This window comes from Nocardioides sp. (assembly GCF_047602075.1).
Classification (GTDB): domain Bacteria; phylum Actinomycetota; class Actinomycetes; order Propionibacteriales; family Nocardioidaceae; genus Nocardioides.
This window is the reverse complement of record NZ_JASGIF010000002.1, coordinates 979831-994780: the sequence shown is the minus strand read 5'-3', so window position 1 is coordinate 994780 and position 14950 is coordinate 979831. Positions and strand designations below refer to the sequence as shown.

At 67.2% G+C, this 14950-nt stretch carries 9 protein-coding genes and 4 pseudogenes; 4 read left to right on the top strand and 9 right to left on the bottom strand.

Features of this window, described 5'->3' with window-relative positions; all coding sequences use genetic code 11:
* Positions 1–103: 103 nt before the first annotated feature.
* Both QM714_RS17445 and QM714_RS17440 read right to left on the bottom strand, forming a co-directional pair.
* Positions 104–2134 carry a hypothetical protein gene (locus QM714_RS17445; protein WP_415102605.1) on the bottom strand — a complete coding sequence of 677 codons (2031 nt, stop codon included), beginning with the start codon at positions 2132–2134 and terminating at the stop codon, positions 104–106.
* Complete coding sequence (locus tag QM714_RS17440) at positions 2131–3531, bottom strand: magnesium chelatase (RefSeq protein ID WP_415102604.1); 1401 nt, start codon at positions 3529–3531, stop codon at positions 2131–2133. Before QM714_RS17440 ends, QM714_RS17445 begins: the two co-directional genes overlap by 4 nt.
* 112 nt (positions 3532–3643) lie before the next feature.
* On the opposite strand from QM714_RS17440, the gene QM714_RS17435 reads away from it, so the two are divergent.
* Entirely contained in the window at positions 3644–4138 is a 495-nt protein-coding gene (locus QM714_RS17435; RefSeq protein WP_415102603.1) for a thioesterase family protein, read from the top strand.
* Positions 4139–4385: 247 nt separating this feature from the next.
* Here the strand turns inward: QM714_RS17435 and QM714_RS17430 are convergent, their stop codons facing one another.
* Positions 4386–4916, bottom strand: coding sequence for a GNAT family N-acetyltransferase (locus tag QM714_RS17430; protein WP_415102602.1), 531 nt, complete (start codon positions 4914–4916; stop codon positions 4386–4388).
* Positions 4913–5449 (bottom strand): DinB family protein, encoded by a 537-nt coding sequence (locus tag QM714_RS17425; protein ID WP_415102601.1) that lies wholly within the window; start codon positions 5447–5449, stop codon positions 4913–4915. The genes QM714_RS17430 and QM714_RS17425 overlap by 4 nt, the downstream gene beginning before the upstream one ends.
* Before the next feature lie 290 nt (positions 5450–5739).
* On the opposite strand from QM714_RS17425, the pseudogene QM714_RS17420 reads away from it, so the two are divergent.
* The 3 genes and pseudogenes from QM714_RS17420 to QM714_RS17410 form a co-directional block, all read left to right on the top strand.
* Positions 5740–7467: pseudogene (locus tag QM714_RS17420) on the top strand (DUF6531 domain-containing protein); the annotation flags it as partial.
* Between the two features lie 2530 nt (positions 7468–9997).
* Positions 9998–10219 (top strand): annotated as a pseudogene (locus QM714_RS17415) (RHS repeat-associated core domain-containing protein); the annotation flags it as partial.
* 285 nt (positions 10220–10504) lie between these two features.
* Positions 10505–10807 (top strand): hypothetical protein, encoded by a 303-nt coding sequence (locus QM714_RS17410; protein ID WP_415103073.1) that lies wholly within the window; start codon positions 10505–10507, stop codon positions 10805–10807.
* 240 nt (positions 10808–11047) lie between these two features.
* Here QM714_RS17410 and QM714_RS17405 read toward each other — a convergent pair.
* From QM714_RS17405 to QM714_RS17385, 5 genes and pseudogenes are all read right to left on the bottom strand, one after another.
* Positions 11048–11461: pseudogene (locus QM714_RS17405) on the bottom strand (GrpB family protein); the annotation flags it as partial.
* Positions 11462–11498: 37 nt separating this feature from the next.
* Positions 11499–12137 (bottom strand): annotated as a pseudogene (locus tag QM714_RS17400) (IS1634 family transposase); the annotation flags it as partial.
* A gap of 373 nt (positions 12138–12510) precedes the next feature.
* Positions 12511–13590 (bottom strand): IS1634 family transposase, encoded by a 1080-nt coding sequence (locus QM714_RS17395; RefSeq protein ID WP_415102600.1) that lies wholly within the window; start codon positions 13588–13590, stop codon positions 12511–12513.
* 73 nt (positions 13591–13663) lie between these two features.
* Complete coding sequence (locus QM714_RS17390) at positions 13664–14191, bottom strand: GrpB family protein (protein WP_415102599.1); 528 nt, start codon at positions 14189–14191, stop codon at positions 13664–13666.
* Positions 14188–14937 (bottom strand): VOC family protein, encoded by a 750-nt coding sequence (locus QM714_RS17385; protein ID WP_415102598.1) that lies wholly within the window; start codon positions 14935–14937, stop codon positions 14188–14190. Before QM714_RS17385 ends, QM714_RS17390 begins: the two co-directional genes overlap by 4 nt.
* Between the last annotated feature and the right edge of the window lie 13 nt (positions 14938–14950).

Here is a 14950-nt window from a genome sequence, read left to right as displayed (position 1 = left end):
TGGCGGCAAAGTGGGCTGTATACCGGGTCCTCGGCCACCACAGCACCGCGGAAGATGGGTCGGGCCCACCACAGCACCGCACCAGTGAGGTCGGCCCGCAGCCTCAGTCGCCCACCCAGAAGCCCCGGCCGCCGAACCAGTCGCCGTAGTGACCGTACGCCGAGGCGGGGCCGCGCGCGCCGAGATAGGAGCCGACGACCGCGGCACCCAGGTCGTCGAGCTCGGGGGCCACCACCCGTCCGTCCACGCGCCGGGCCATCGACTCGATGAAGCGGGCCAGCCCAGGGTCGTCGCCGAGCCGGAAGAACGTGGTCTGCGCACCCAGCCTGCCGGCGGCATCCAGCTCGCGCACGGAGTGGGCGATCGTCAGCGGGTGTGGCGGGTAGGAGAAGAACACCTCGCCGTTGCCCTCGAGATGCGACGTGGGCTCACCGTCGGTCACGATCAGCAGGACCGGCTGGGCGGAGGGGTGCTTGCGGAAGTGCCGGTTGGCCAGCAGCAGGGCGTGGTGCAGATTGGTGCCCTTGTCCCACATCGCGTCCAGCCCGGTGAGCTCGTCGATGTCCATCACCTGGGCGTGCCGCCCGAAGCCGATCAGCTGCAGATGGTCACCACGGAAGCGCGAGCGGATCAGCGTGTGCAGCGCCAACGCGGTCCGCTTCATCGGCACCCACCGGCCGTCCATCGCCATCGAGAACGACGTGTCCACCAACAGCGCGACCGCGGCCTGGGTGCGAGCCTCGGTCTCCTGCACTTCGACGTCGCGCACGTCGATCCGGACCGGTCGGGTCGGACCGCCCTCGGCCGCGGAGCGGCGTACGGCGTTGGTGATCGTCCGCGTGACGTCCCACGGCTCGGTGTCGCCGAACGCCCACTCTCGGGTAGCGCCGGAGCGCTCACCAGCGGCGCCGGCCTGACGCAGGTCGCGCTGTCCCTGCCGGCCCGACATCCGGCTGGCCACGTCGCGCAGCAGCGCCTTGCCGAGCTGTCGCATCGCCTTCGGGGAGAGCCGGAGCTGCCCGTCGGTGCCGCGCTTGAGATAGCCGGAGTCACGCAGCGCTCGCTCGAGCTCGGCGAGCGTCCGCGCGTCGACCGCGGCTTGGTCGCCGAGCTGGCGGGCCAGCAGATCGAGGTCGACATCGTCCATCCGCGCACCGGGATGGGCCTGAGCCAGCTGCCCGGCCAGGGCGTCCATATCAGCAAGGTCCTGCATCACGCCGGTGCCGTCCCCGAGCCCCATCCCCTGCTCACCGGAGAAGCGCTCGGAGCCCGACCAGTCCTCCCCCGGCCGAAGCGCCTGCAGGTTGGCGTCGAGCCGAGCCAGCGACTGCGTGAGCTGAGGTGAGCCGAACGCCTGCTCGGAGAGCGCCATCAGCTCGGCGCGCTGCTCGGCAGACATCGAGTTCAGCATCCGTTGGGCCGCCGCAGCCCGAGCAGCCAGCGCGTCGATCAGCTCGTCGACGTTGCGCGGGTTCTCCGGGAAAAAATCCCCATGCTTCTCCATGAAGTCGGCGAACTGCTGGTCGGTGTCCTCGCCCCGCGTGTGTGATTCCAGCAGGTCGTTGAGGTCGGACAGCATCTCGTTGACGGCTGCTCGGTCCTCGTCGGTGGCGTTCTCCAGCGCCTCCTTCATCCCGGCGAAGCGTTGGTCGAGCATCTCCCGGCCGAGCAGGTCCTTGATCCGTTCGTAGTCCTCGCGCGCCTCCGCGCTCTGCCAGTCGTACGACGACAGCTCGGCCACCGCTGCTGCCGTCGAGGGAGGCAGATTGTCCAGCTCCAGCTCGCGGAGCGCCCGGTCTCCGTCGTCCATCGTCACGTCACGGGCGAGCTGCTTGCGCTCGTTGAGGACGGCGCGGTCGAGCAGCTCACGGACCTCCTGCAGGGTGCCGTCCAGCCGATGCTCCTGCAGCAGCTGTTGCCGCTTGGCCGCCACCCGGGCCGCGAGCTCGTCCAGGCCGGTCTGGTGGGTGCCGCCGCGGCGCAGGAACTCCCTCATCGCCCGCTCCGGGCTGTAGCCAGCCATCACGTCCTCGCCGATCGCATCCAGCGCCTCGGCCAGGTCGACCGGAGGCGCCAGCGGATCGCCGCCGACGTAGCGACCGTAGCGAGAGCGGTGCGGGTCGCTGATGCTCATCCGTAGACGGTCTCCCCGCCGCCCGACTCCTTGCCGATCTTGCGAGCCAGGTAGAGCCCCTCCAAGGCGAGCTCGATCGCTCCGGCCCGCTCGCCGTCATTCTGCGCGTCGAGGCGGTCGCACACTTGGTCGTACAGCTCGGACTCCCCGAGCACCGGCAAGCCGGTGAGGAAGTCCCGGGCGGTCACCCGGTCGCCGGTCACCACCATCGCGCCGCCATCCAGGGCATCGACCAGCAGCCGGAAGTCGATCCCGCGGAAGTGCTCGCGGACCGCCTCAGCGGTCGCAGTGCGCAGCAGGTGGGTGAGGATCTCGGTCTCACGTCCCTCCTCCCCGGTCTCGAACTCGACCTTGCCGCCCAGCACGTCGACAGCTGTCTCCAGGTCGATGACCCGGGCGACGGCCTCGGGCTCGCCGACTGCCGTAGCCCGGCGCAGGGCTGCCGCTGCGATCGTCTCCGCACCCGCGATCGCGAAGCGGGCGCTGACGCCCGACCGCTGATCGACCGCGTTGGACTCTCGCAGCGCCCGGGTGAAGCGCGCCAAGATCTCGATCAGGTGATCCGGCACGGCGGCCACCAGGTGCGCCTCCTGGCGGACCACCGCGACCTCGTCGACAAGCTCGACCGGATAGTGGGTGCGGATCTCGGCACCGAAACGGTCCTTCAGCGGCGTGATGATCCGGCCGCGGTTGGTGTAGTCCTCTGGGTTCGCGCTCGCGACGACGAGCACGTCCAGCGGCAGCCGCAGCACGTAGCCGCGGATCTGGATGTCTCGCTCCTCCATCACGTTGAGCATCGCCACTTGGATCCGCTCGGCGAGGTCGGGCAGCTCGTTGATGGCCACGATCCCTCGATGGGACCTGGGGATCAGGCCGAAGTGGATGGTCTCCGGATCGCCCAGGCTGCGCCCCTCGGCGACCTTGATCGGGTCGACGTCACCGATCAGGTCCGCGACCGAGGTGTCGGGGGTCGCCAGCTTCTCGGCGTACCGCTCGCTGCGGTGTCGCCACTCGACCGGGAGCTCATCCCCCAGCTCGGCCGCGCGGCGTCGCGACTCGACAGTGATCGGGTCGTAGGGGTGCTCGCCGAGCTCGCTGCCGCCGATCACCGGCGTCCACTCGTCGAGCAGGCCGTTCAGGGTGCGCAGCAGCCGGGTCTTGCCCTGCCCGCGCTCGCCGAGCAGGACCACGTCGTGGCCGGCGATCAGCGCACGCTCGAGCTGCGGGATGACGGTGTCCTCGAAGCCGTGCAGTCCGGGCCACGGGTCCTCCCCCTCCCGCAGCTTGGCCAGCAGGTTGTCGCGGATCTCCTCGCGCAGGTGCTTCTGCTGGTGCCCGGAGGCGCGCAGCTCGCCGAGAGTGCGGGGGGTGGGGGCCGTGCCTTGGTCGTGACTCACCCGTTCACGCTAGCCCCGCGAGACAACCTCCCTCTACGGCATTCTCGGCGAACCGTCGATCCGTGGAGGGGTGCGCTGGCCCGGCGCGGGGGACCCGGCACAATCTCGGCACATGCGCGCGCTTCCGACCTACGACCAGGTGCTCACGCTTCCTTCGGCAAGCAGGTTGGCGGTGCCGCCAGAGTACGGCGACCTCAACGGCCACATGAACGTCCGCAACTACCTCGGGATCTACGACGACGCCGAGTGGGAGATCTTCGGCGCGATGGGGGCGGGCGCGGAGGAGGCCGCGGCAGGCCAGGGCGGCGTCTTCGCGCTCGAGCAGACCATCATCTATCGGCGCGAGGTGCTGGTCGGCGACGAGGTCTCTACTCATATGCGGCTCGTCGCCCGACGCAAGTCGCTCCTGCACATCGTGAGCTATCTGGCCAACCACACCCGCCAAGAGATCGCCGGCAGCATGGAGGCGCTGGAGGGTTTCGTCGCCTACGACACCCGGCGCCTCTCCCCCTGGCCAGGCCGCACCGCCGTCGCGCTCGACGCCGAGATCGCGCGCTGCAACACCCTCGACTGGCAACCCGAGCTCGCCGGCGCCATCAACCTCTGAGCCTCTCCGCGGCTCCTGCCGCGGCCGTCCCGTGGCTGCAGGCCGTGGCTGCAGGCCGTGGTGCTGGTCTTGGGGTTGCGGTCGGTGGGCAGGTGCGGTGGCCGGGCCGGCACAGGGGCCCCGCGCGCCAACCACCCCTGCGCTCGCACGCGTCGCGCAGGGGGGCCAGTCCCATCCACGGCGCTGTGGGGCCCCTGTGCCCACCCGGCCACCGCGTCAGGCTCACCGCCCGCAGCCGGGGCTCGGCTCACCCGCCGCCGTGGTCACCCTCCGCAGGGTCACCTGCTTCGGTCAGGTCGAGGAACATCACGTGTAGTCCGACGTAGCCGTGGGTCGCTGAGCGGAAGGCACCAGGCACCACCCCGACGGAGCGGAAGCCCAGGTCGCGCCAGAGCTGCAGCGCATGGGTGTTGGTCTCGACGACGGCGTTGAACTGGATGCCGCGATATCCCTCACGGCGGTGCCAGTCGATCATCCACTCCGCGAGTGCCCGGCCCACGCCGCGGCCGCGTGCTTCCGGGGCGACCATGAAGCTCGCGGTGCCGATGTGAGAGCCCCTCGCCGGGCGGTTCGGACCCATCTTCGCGCTGCCGAGAACAACCCCGTCGTCGTACACGATCGTGATCCCGGGCGGCGTTTCCAACCAGAGCGCGGCTGCCTCAGCAGAGGTCAGGTCGTCGGGGTAGGCGTAGGTCCCCCCTGCGGCCACCGTGGATTGGAAGAACGGCCAGATCTGGGCCCAGTCGTCGGCGGTGGCCACCCGGATGGGAGCCGTCATAGATCGGTGGCGCCGTCGATGGACTCGCGGATGAGGTCGGCGTGGCCGGCGTGGCGGGCGTACTCCTCGATCAGGTGCACCAGCACCCACCTCAGCGTCGCCCGGTCGCCGTTGTCACGAGCCTGCACAGCGGGCCGGTCGAGGCTGCCGCCCTCAAGCAACTCGTCGAGGATCCGGTCAGACTTGGCCCGAGCCTCATCGAAGAGCTGGGCTAGGAACGCCGGGTCGTCATCTACCGCGCTGTTCCAGTCCCAGTCCACGTCGTCCTCGTCGTCCGCGGCTGCCCAGTACGGCGACGGGTCGTTGCCCTGCATCACCATCGACAGCCACCACTCCTCGACCCCAGCGAGGTGCTTGAGCATCCCGCCCAGCGTCATCGTTGACGGCGGCAGCGTCACTGCGAGCTGCTCGGCCGTCAGCCCATCGGTCTGGCGTCGGATCGTGGCGCGGTAGAAGTCCAAGAACGCCCGCAGCATCGTCACCTCGTCCGCGGCGTACGGCGGGCTGGTCCGCGGTGTCTCGTTCTCGCTCACCCCAGCAACGTAGGCCGACGACGTTGGCCTGTCGACCCGCGCCAAGGCGAGTCGCAGTTTCCACAACCAGCCGATTAGGGCGTCATTCGCGGCAGCTACCCCTCACCGCTCCTGACTGGCCCAACCTCGTCACCGACGTCAACGCGAGCGCTCCGAGTGCATGACATCATCGAGGCCCGCCGACTGCTGTTGCGGTCGCGGAAAGGGTGTCCTACGATCCGAAGGTTCGCTCCTGATGGTGCGCTCGCCGCATCTTGCGGGAGACCGGGCGGCTTATCGGGAGGCCTAGGATGCGTCGTGTTGGCATAGTCGGTGCTCTTGTCGCGGTGTTGTCTCTGGGGGTGGTGGCACCGGCTCAGGCGGCTAAGTCGCCCACGGTTCCTACGAACCAGTCGGTGAGTCCGTGCATCGAGTCGTGTGTGCCGAAGGCGGTCTCGTCGCTGGTCCCGGTCTTTACTGGCACCTCGACCGACGCCGATAGCCCCACAATCGCCTATGTCGTGGAGTTCCGGGTGAGCGGGACATCGACGACGATCGGGTCGGCGACCGGCCCGTCTGTCACCCAGGGCACGCCCGGTTCGGTTGCGGCGCCTGCGGGGCTGCTGTCGGATGGCGTCATCTATCAATATCGCCTGGGTGCGACCGATGGCGCGTTGACCGCGTTCGGGGCGTGGACGAAGTTCCAGACCAAGGTAGGGACCGATACCCCGGTCTACTGGGACTCAAGCCTCGCGCTGACGGCTGACGCGACATGGGGGCCCAACGGGTCTCCGTACGTGCTGCAGGCGTCTTTGACGGTTCCTGCGGGCATCACTTTCACGGTGAAGCCGGGGACGGTGATCAAGTCCGACGGCGGCCAGATTGGTGTGCGTGGCCGCCTCTTGTCGAAGGGAACCGCTGAGGCGCCGATCTATTACACCTCGATCGAGGACGACTCGGTGGGCGGGGATTCGGGTCTCGACGGGCCGACACAGGGTTCTCCTGGCGATTACGCGACGATTCTGCGGTTCAATCCCACTGTCGACGAGGCCAGCGAGTCGAAGACTTCGATCATCACCAACAGTTCATTCAGGTACGGCGGATGGTATTCGCCGGTACGCTGCTACCTCAGCGAGATGGTCTCCCTTGAGGGCGAGGCCAGGGTCAGCATCGACCACAGCGAGTTCACCGATAGCCTCATCGCGGGAATAACACTTGCTGCGGGGTCTAAGGGTCTTGGGTCCGTCTCGATCAGCCATTCGCTGTTCGAACGCAACGGGGCATGTGGGATCAACACCACTTCCAGCCAGGGCAGAGCAGAGATCCGGGCGAACTTGTTCGCCGACACTTGGCCTTATCCGATCTATTCGCTCGGGAACCCCGGGCATGGGATCAGCGTGACCGAGAACTGGTTCTACGGGAAGCTCTTCCATTTCACGAACTTTGATCCGATCACTCCGGACACGATCTCCTACAAGCACAACGCGTTCATGGGCAGTTGGGTCAACTCATCGTGGGTCGGCGGGTACTACGATCCCGAGGATCTTTCTGACAACTATTGGCCGGTCAACTTCGAGCCGCCACATTGTGTCGACCCGGATGTGGTCCTTTACTTGATACCTCCAGTGGACACCCGCACCAATCTTGGATGCGACGACAACACGGAGGCCTACAAGTATTTCACCACCGTCACGCCGCTCTCGGATCCACCGCCGGTAGTGCCCGTGGGTCTCGAGGGGTCGCCGGTGTTGCCTGTTGCCGTGCCCCCTGGTCAGGTGCTGGGCAACGGCGACTCGGAGTTCGCGATCAATCCATCGGGGTACCAGGTTGACCCGGTCAACACCGTCAACGGGTCGTACGTCGAGACCGTAGTCGACGCCAGCATGCCCACCCTGGGCGGCGACTTGACCTTGGATCGCACCTACAACTCCGCCGACGAGACCACTGGGCCGCTGGGGCAGGGCTGGAGCACCGGGCTGGCACCGAGGTTGAGCTTCCCCGACACCGATGTCGTGATGTTGACCGGCTCGGACGGTCAACAGGCCGTCTTCCGATGGGATGACGACGAGTCGGAGTACCTCCCTGATCCCGGTGTCACCGCGCACCTGGTCGAGACCTCCGGTGGGGCCTTCGAGGTGACCACCAAGGACGACCTGACCTACGACTTCCACTCAGATGGTCGGGTCGACGAGGTGGTCGATGCCAATGGGAACGCCATCGAGTTCGGCTACGACAGCGGGCATCTGAGCGAGGTGTCGGTCGGCGCGCGTTCGTTCGAGCTGTCCTGGAGCGGCGGGAAGATCACCAGCGTCGAGCTCCCCGACGGGCGCGAGGTCGACTACGGCTACACCAACGGACAGCTGACCTCGGTCACTGATCTCGCCGGAGAGACGACTACCTACACCTACGACCAGGACGGTCGGCTGCTCACCAAGACCGACCCGCTCGGCCACACCCAGCTCGAACTGGCCTACGACGCCCAAACCGGGCGAGTGAGCCAGCAGACCAACGCGGTCGGCAAGGTCAGCACGTTCGACTGGGATCCCGGCACCGGGGACGGAACCGGCACCGCTACTTTGACAGACCCCCGCGGCGGGGAGTGGCGCGATGTCTACCGGGGATACCAGCTCATCGAACGCACCGACCCCCTCGGCCACACGTGGTCGTACGAGTACGACGCCAACCAGCGGATGGTCGCCACCGAAGACCCACGCGGTTTCCGGTCCACCTTCGTCTGGGATGGGGACAACCACCTGGCAAGCTCGACCACCCCGACGGGGACCGTCGTCAATGCCTACGACTCCGCCGGCAACCTGACCCGCACCTGGGACGCGCGCGGCACCTTGACCGCCCAGGACTTCGACACCCATCACAACGTGGTGAGCATCGAGCAGCACGGCGCACCCAGCGATACCACCCGGGTCACGACCTTCACCTACGACACCGCCGGGTTCGCCACCTCCACCACGGCACCCAGCGGCGCGACCACTACCCGCACCCGCACCGCCAACGGCGACCTGGCCACCATCACCACACCAGAGGGCAATACCACCGAGATGACCTACGACTCGGTAGGTCGCATGGTCGAACTCACCACGCCGCGCGGCACCGAGACACCCACGCCAGGAGACTTCACCACCACCTACACCTATGACGACGCCGACCGAGTCACTCAGATCGAGGATCCACTCGGCCGCACCGTCGAGTACACCTACGACGCCGCCGGCCGTCTCACCACCAGCGAAGACCGCTCCGGGCACGTCACCGAGACGACCTACCGCAACGACAACCAGCCATCCGCGGTTCAAGGCCCCGACTCGTCAATTTCCCCCACGACATACACCTATGACAACAGCGGCAACCTCAAGACGCTCACCGACCCCTCGGGACGGGTGGAGACCTACACCTACGACGCCGCCAACCAACTGATCGGCAGGGACGGGCCCGCTGGGACCTTCACCTACACCCGCAACGCCAACGGCGACATCGCCAGCGAGACCCGGCCCGGGAACCAGACTGTCAACTACCGCTACAACCCCGCGGGACAGATCCGGCTCATCGACTACCCGACCGGCACCACCGATGTCAGCTTTACCTACGACGCCAACGGCAACCGCAAGACCATGGCGCAAGGCTCGACGACCACCAACTACACCTACGACAGGTTCAACGAGCTCACCCAGGCCAAGACCGGCACCGCCACCTACAGCTACACCTACGATCTGGACGGCCGCTTGGCCAGCACTACCGCGCCGACAACGACAGTCACCGGCTACACCTACGACGACGACGGCCGACTGCACCAGGCCAAGCGCAACGGCACCACCCAAGCCACCTACGACTACGACCCCGATGGCCACCTCGCCCAGGCCGCCTTGGCAGACGGATCGACACGCGCCTACACCTACGATCCCGGTGGACGGGTGACCCGCCTAACCGACACCGCCCCCGGCTCACGGGAGATCATCGACGACCAGATCACCTACGACGACAACGACAACCCGACCAGCATCGAGCACGCCGACAGCACCACCGACACCTACACCTACGACGACCTCGACCGACTCACCGGGGTCTGCTACGACACGGCTAGCTGCGACGGAACAGCCACCGACTACGTCCGCTGGACCTACGACCCGGTCGGCAACCGCACCAGCGAGGAGCGGCCCACTGGAACCACCACCTACACCCGAGCGACCGGCACCGGCCGGCTGACCTCCACCACCGCTCCCGGGCCGGTCACCACCAACTACACCTACGACGCGCAGGGCCGCCTCACCAGCGACGGCACCACGACCTACACCTACAACGCCGCCAACCAGCTCACCACCGAACAGGCCAGCGGCCAACCGGTGACCACCTACACCTACGACGGCGACGGCCGCCGCACCAAAGCCGTTACCGACTCGGTGACCACCAACTACTTGTGGGACCCCCTCAGCTACCAGCTCGCCGCGCAAACTGACCAGACCGGCACCACTCAAGCCGAGATCACCTACGGCCTCGGGCCGGTCGCCCAGTACAACTCCACCACCGCCACCTACCTACACCAAGACCTCCAAAAGCTCCGTGGTCGAAACCACCGACAACACCGGCGCGGCGACCAACACCTACACCTACGAGCCCTACGGCCTCACCCGCACCAACGCCACCACAGCCGGACCGGAACCACTCCTCCGCTGGGGTGGTCAGTACCAAGACACGTCCGGGGACTACCACCTCAGGGCACGCCAATACCAACCCGACCTCGGCTCCTTCGTCGCCCCCGACCCAGCACACGCCGTCCTCGGCTCAGCCACCTACACCTACGCCGACGCCAACCCCATGGTCAACGCCGACCCCACCGGACTCTGGCCATCCTCCGGAGGCTCCGTCTGGGACACCGTCAGCTACATCGGCCAGAACATCATCGGCATCAGCCCCGCCGGCCCAGCACTCCAAGCCTTCAACGAATGCACCAACGGAATCAAAGGCTCCTGCGGCCCAGACGTCGTCGCCATGGGCATCATCGGCGTCGCCGGCATCCGCGCCGGACTCGCCACCACAACCGCCGCAAGGGGCCTGGACGACAGCGTCGTGCTGGTCCGTGGTGGAACCAACACGGCTGAGCGGTTCGCCAACGGCAGCGGCGTCACGTCAGATGCCGCAGGCTACCTATCGGGCGTCTCAGTCAACTCTGGCAGAACGGTCGAGGAAGCCGCCCGGGGCATCAAGAACAATCAGATCGGCGTGAGCACTGTCGGAGATATCCGCAATGCTGGCGGATCAGTGACGCGCGACCCCACGCCACACAACCCGAATCATTGCCTGATCAGCGGCTGCACAGCCGACGTGCTGAGCAACCTATTCACGCCAACTGTCAAGAATCCCCGGAAGTGAGTGCCTCCATGTCCCTGTCTGATGAGGAACTCGACCACTTGGAGCGTCTCTCTGAGCGGTGCGACCCACCGCCCTGGAGGGCCATGGTCGAGGGGCGCGACCATGAATCGGGAGACAGCTTTATTCAAGTCGGCGACGTCGGCGACCGCGGGGAGGACATCTATGTGACTCGGGACAGCGGACCGGCCGACGCTTCTTTCCTCGATCTCATCGCCGCAGCCCGGACGTACCTCCCGGAGCTCATCGCAGAAGCGCGTCAGGCTCGTTCAGATTCTGAACAGGCGTAGTCTCGCGATCGCGCTGGCACTGGGCACGGCGTTTGCTGACCCTGCCGGCGCTCTTGATCATGTGCGGCCCCCGATTTTCGGTCCTCCGCGGCTGCGGCGTGTGGGCGTGGGCCGGGTCGGCGGTGAAGATCTTCTCGTAGAGGTCGTAGACGAACCCGGCCTTGGCGTTGTTGTAGGCCATGCCGTCGGTGAACCCGCGGGCGGCCACCTCGCGCTTGCAGGCAGCGTAGGCCTCTCGGTCGTCGGCATGGGTGCGCAACCAGTCGCGGAAGAGCAGGTGTCGTTGCGGCTCGACTGCTCCGGGCGAGAACACATGCAGATTGGTGTCGGGCTCCAGCAGCTTGAACAGGCGGTGCTCCTCCCAGTCCGGTTCCCTGACTCGGACCTGAGTTGGGCCAAACGCGTTAGTGCGTGACGCCGGGCGAGTTCAGTGCGTCGAGGATCTCTTGGTGCCCTGAGGTGACTTCGGGCCTGAAGGTCTGCCGGGCACCGTTGATCGCGATGGTCGCGCTGCGCAGCGGGCGTAGCTGTCGGACGATGTTGCCGATCGCCAGCCCGGTGCGGTTCTGGGCCTCGCGGGCGACGGCCAGTGCGGTAAACACGACGGTGAGGTGGGCCTCGATCGCGTCGCGGGTGTGGTGGAAGATCGGCCTGGCGCGCAGGTCGGTTTTGGACATGCGGAAGGACTGCTCGACGTGCCACAGGTCGTGGTACTTCGCGATGACCTCGGCGGCGGGCATCGTCGTGGCGTCGAGGTTGGTGACGTAGCCCTTCAACCCGACCAGCCGGCGAGCCCGTGCCAGTGATGCCTCGTCCAGGGTGGGTTTGCCCTTGCTGGTTTTGACGAACCGGGTGGCCTTCGCCTTCTTCTCACCGGCGATGACGTCCTTGGCCCGGTTCTCCTGAATGGTGAGCGTCTTGTTGTCACGCGCCGCGCGTTTGGCCGAGTAGGCCCACACCACCCGCCACGATCCCGGATGCTGCTGCCGGTCCCAGATCGGTTCGACCCTTTCCAGTTCGTCGTTGTCGATGACCCGGGCGTTCTTCCCGACTCGTGCCACCGGGGTGTGTCAGTGAGCGCTAATCTGCGGCGCGGTCAGGATGATCGGCCCCGTCCGGCGGGATCAGGTCGACGCGATTGAGTCGTACCCGGGGCCGCGGATGGTGATCTGGGGGCTGGCGGGACGATGACCCGGCCTTGTTGCCCGGTACCGACATGCTCAGGGGCGATGTCTCGTCCGTCGCGGGGCTCCGCGAGCTCGGGATCTTGATGCTGCCGGAGCTGCCCGGGGTCTTCCTCACGAACGCCATGAGCAGGCGCTGCCGAGGGGCGGGGTGTGTCAATGAGCGACGACGCAACCCCGTGACCTGCACAGACACCGGCGGGAACGCCGAATCTCGATCAAGTGGCACGAGTCAGGAGATCGGTTCGACCCTTTCCAGTTCGTCGTTGTCGATGACCCGGGCGTTCTTGGGTGTGGTGGTGTCGATGATCTGCCCGTCGGTGAACGCGTCCCCATGCCAGCGGAAGTGGGAGGCCAGGTCGATGGGTGCCTTCGTGGTGCGGGAGCCGACGATGAACCTCAAGTTAGCCCCGTCCAGAGCGGTGAGGTTCTTCGCCGAGAGCATCCCGGCATCAGCGACGATGACCATGTCAGCGATGCCATGCCGGTCAGCGAACTGTTCGATGATCGGGACGATCGTGGTCGTCTCTGCCGTGTCGCCCTCGAAACAGCCGATCTCCAGGGGGAATCCCTGCCGGTCGACCAATAGGCCGACCACGATTTGTGGGTCGATGCGACGCTCCTTGGAGTAGCCTACTTTGCGAAACGCGTCCTCGTTCTCGGCCTCGAAGTAGAGCGTCGTCACGTCGTACAGGCACAGTGAGACGTCCCCGGCCGAGAGGGCATGGGCAAAGCACCTGGCGGCGATCTGGTCGCGGTACTTGGCGGTCTTGACCCGTCGCAGGGTGCGTTTCATCGTCGAATACGACGACGCAGCAACACCCAGGTCGGCCAGCACCCGGGCACTGTCAAGCAGCGAGGTCGGCTCCACGATCCGCGCCACCACCAGGCTCCGGAACGTCTCGTCGCCCAGCACGTCGAATCCCAGCTCGTCGTAGACCGCCGTGAGAGCCTCGTACAGCAGCCGTGACCCCGTCGCCACCACCCGGCCGGGCCGGTCCCTGCCAGCACCCCGAGCAACACGGTCCTCCTCGATACCCGAGTCACGCCCGGCAACGTCGAACAGGAGCGGCTCGCCGACCTCGGGCACCAGCCCAGCCACCGCCGGCGTTGGCTCGACCTCGAGCGGCAGCAGTCCTTGTGACGGATCGGCCAGCAGTTCGCGGGCCTGCTCCAGCAACAGCCCGAGCTCGGCTTCGGTATGGGCCGAGCCGAGGTGCTTCACGATCCGCTGACGGCCCTGGCCGGCGTACTCCGCGACCTGCACCGCCGTCGCGCCCGACGCCGTTCGGACCCGTCGGATGAACGCCATCCAGTGACCCTAAACCGACCCCGTTAGTGCGTGGAAACCCACCAAACCCACCGCATCACCACAGGTCACAGGCCTACGACCCGACACAACCCAAGCGCGTGACCCAAGTCAGGTCGCGCTTGCAGGCAGCGTAGGCCTCTCGGTCGTCGGCATGGGTGCGCAACCAGTCGCGGAAGAGCAGGTGTCGTTGCGGCTCGACTGCTCCGGGCGAGAACACATGCAGATTGGTGTCGGGCTCCAGCAGCTTGAACAGGCGGTGCTCCTCCCAGTCCGGTTCCCTGACTCGGAGGTGGAAACCGGCATTCTCCAGCGCCGGGAGATAGCTGGCCTCGTCCGCGGAGTCGGGGACGGTCAGGTCGATGTCGACGATCGGCTTCGCCCAGAGGCCCGGCACCGAGGTCGACCCGATGTGCTCGACCGCGACGACAGCGTCACCGAGTGTGTCCAGCACCAGGCGCCGTACAGCGTCGAACTGTGCCGGCCATCGCTCGTCAGGCGCGACCACCTCGACCAGGGTCCGCGGATGCACCCCGACCCTGGCTCGCGCGATGGCATCGTCGTCGGGCACCTCGAAGGGACGCCATAGGGGATGCGTGCTCACGCCGGCAGCGTCCGGGTCGAGGGGTCGCGGTCGGTGATGCAGTAGGTCATCCCGACCGGATCGCGCAGCACGGTCCAGAAGCGGTGTTCGCCGACCACGCTCGCGCCGAGGCCCACGTGCCGGGCAACCTCTTCCGCTCGATCGGTGGCACCGACGTCGAGGTGCGCGGAGGCCGGTCCATCCGCACGGCCGAGTCGCTGCACGAGGACGTCGAGCGCCATCGGGGTCGTCATCCGCAGCCAGGAGAACTCCGGCACCTCCTCGAGCAGCTCGACGCGTGCATCGAGGATGCTGGCCCAGAAGCGAAGCTCGTCGTCGTACGACGACACGGGCAGGTCGAGGCAGACCTGGTAGACCATCGACTCGTCGCCACCGGGCCACTCGAGCGCCGCTGGCACAGTCGAGGCGGGCGCGGTGACGAAGCAGAAGACCAGCCCACCCGGAGACCGCAGGACGACGTACTCCTCCCGGTCCTCGAGCTCCTCGGCTCCGGACGCGACAGCAGCGTCCGCGGCGGCACCCGGATCGGGCACGTGCAGATCCAGGTGGATCCGTGTAGGTCCAGAGGCCAGGCGCTGGACACGCAGGTAGTCGTCGCCGACCGGCGGCACCAAGGTGGCGAACTCGTCGTCCTCCCCACGTGCGGGCGACAGCTCGAAGCCGGTCACCCCACGCCAGAAGCCACATCCGTCCTCGAAGTCCTCGGCCGCGAAGTCGAGGAATGCACTCAGCCAGAACGGGCCCATGGCAGCCAACCTA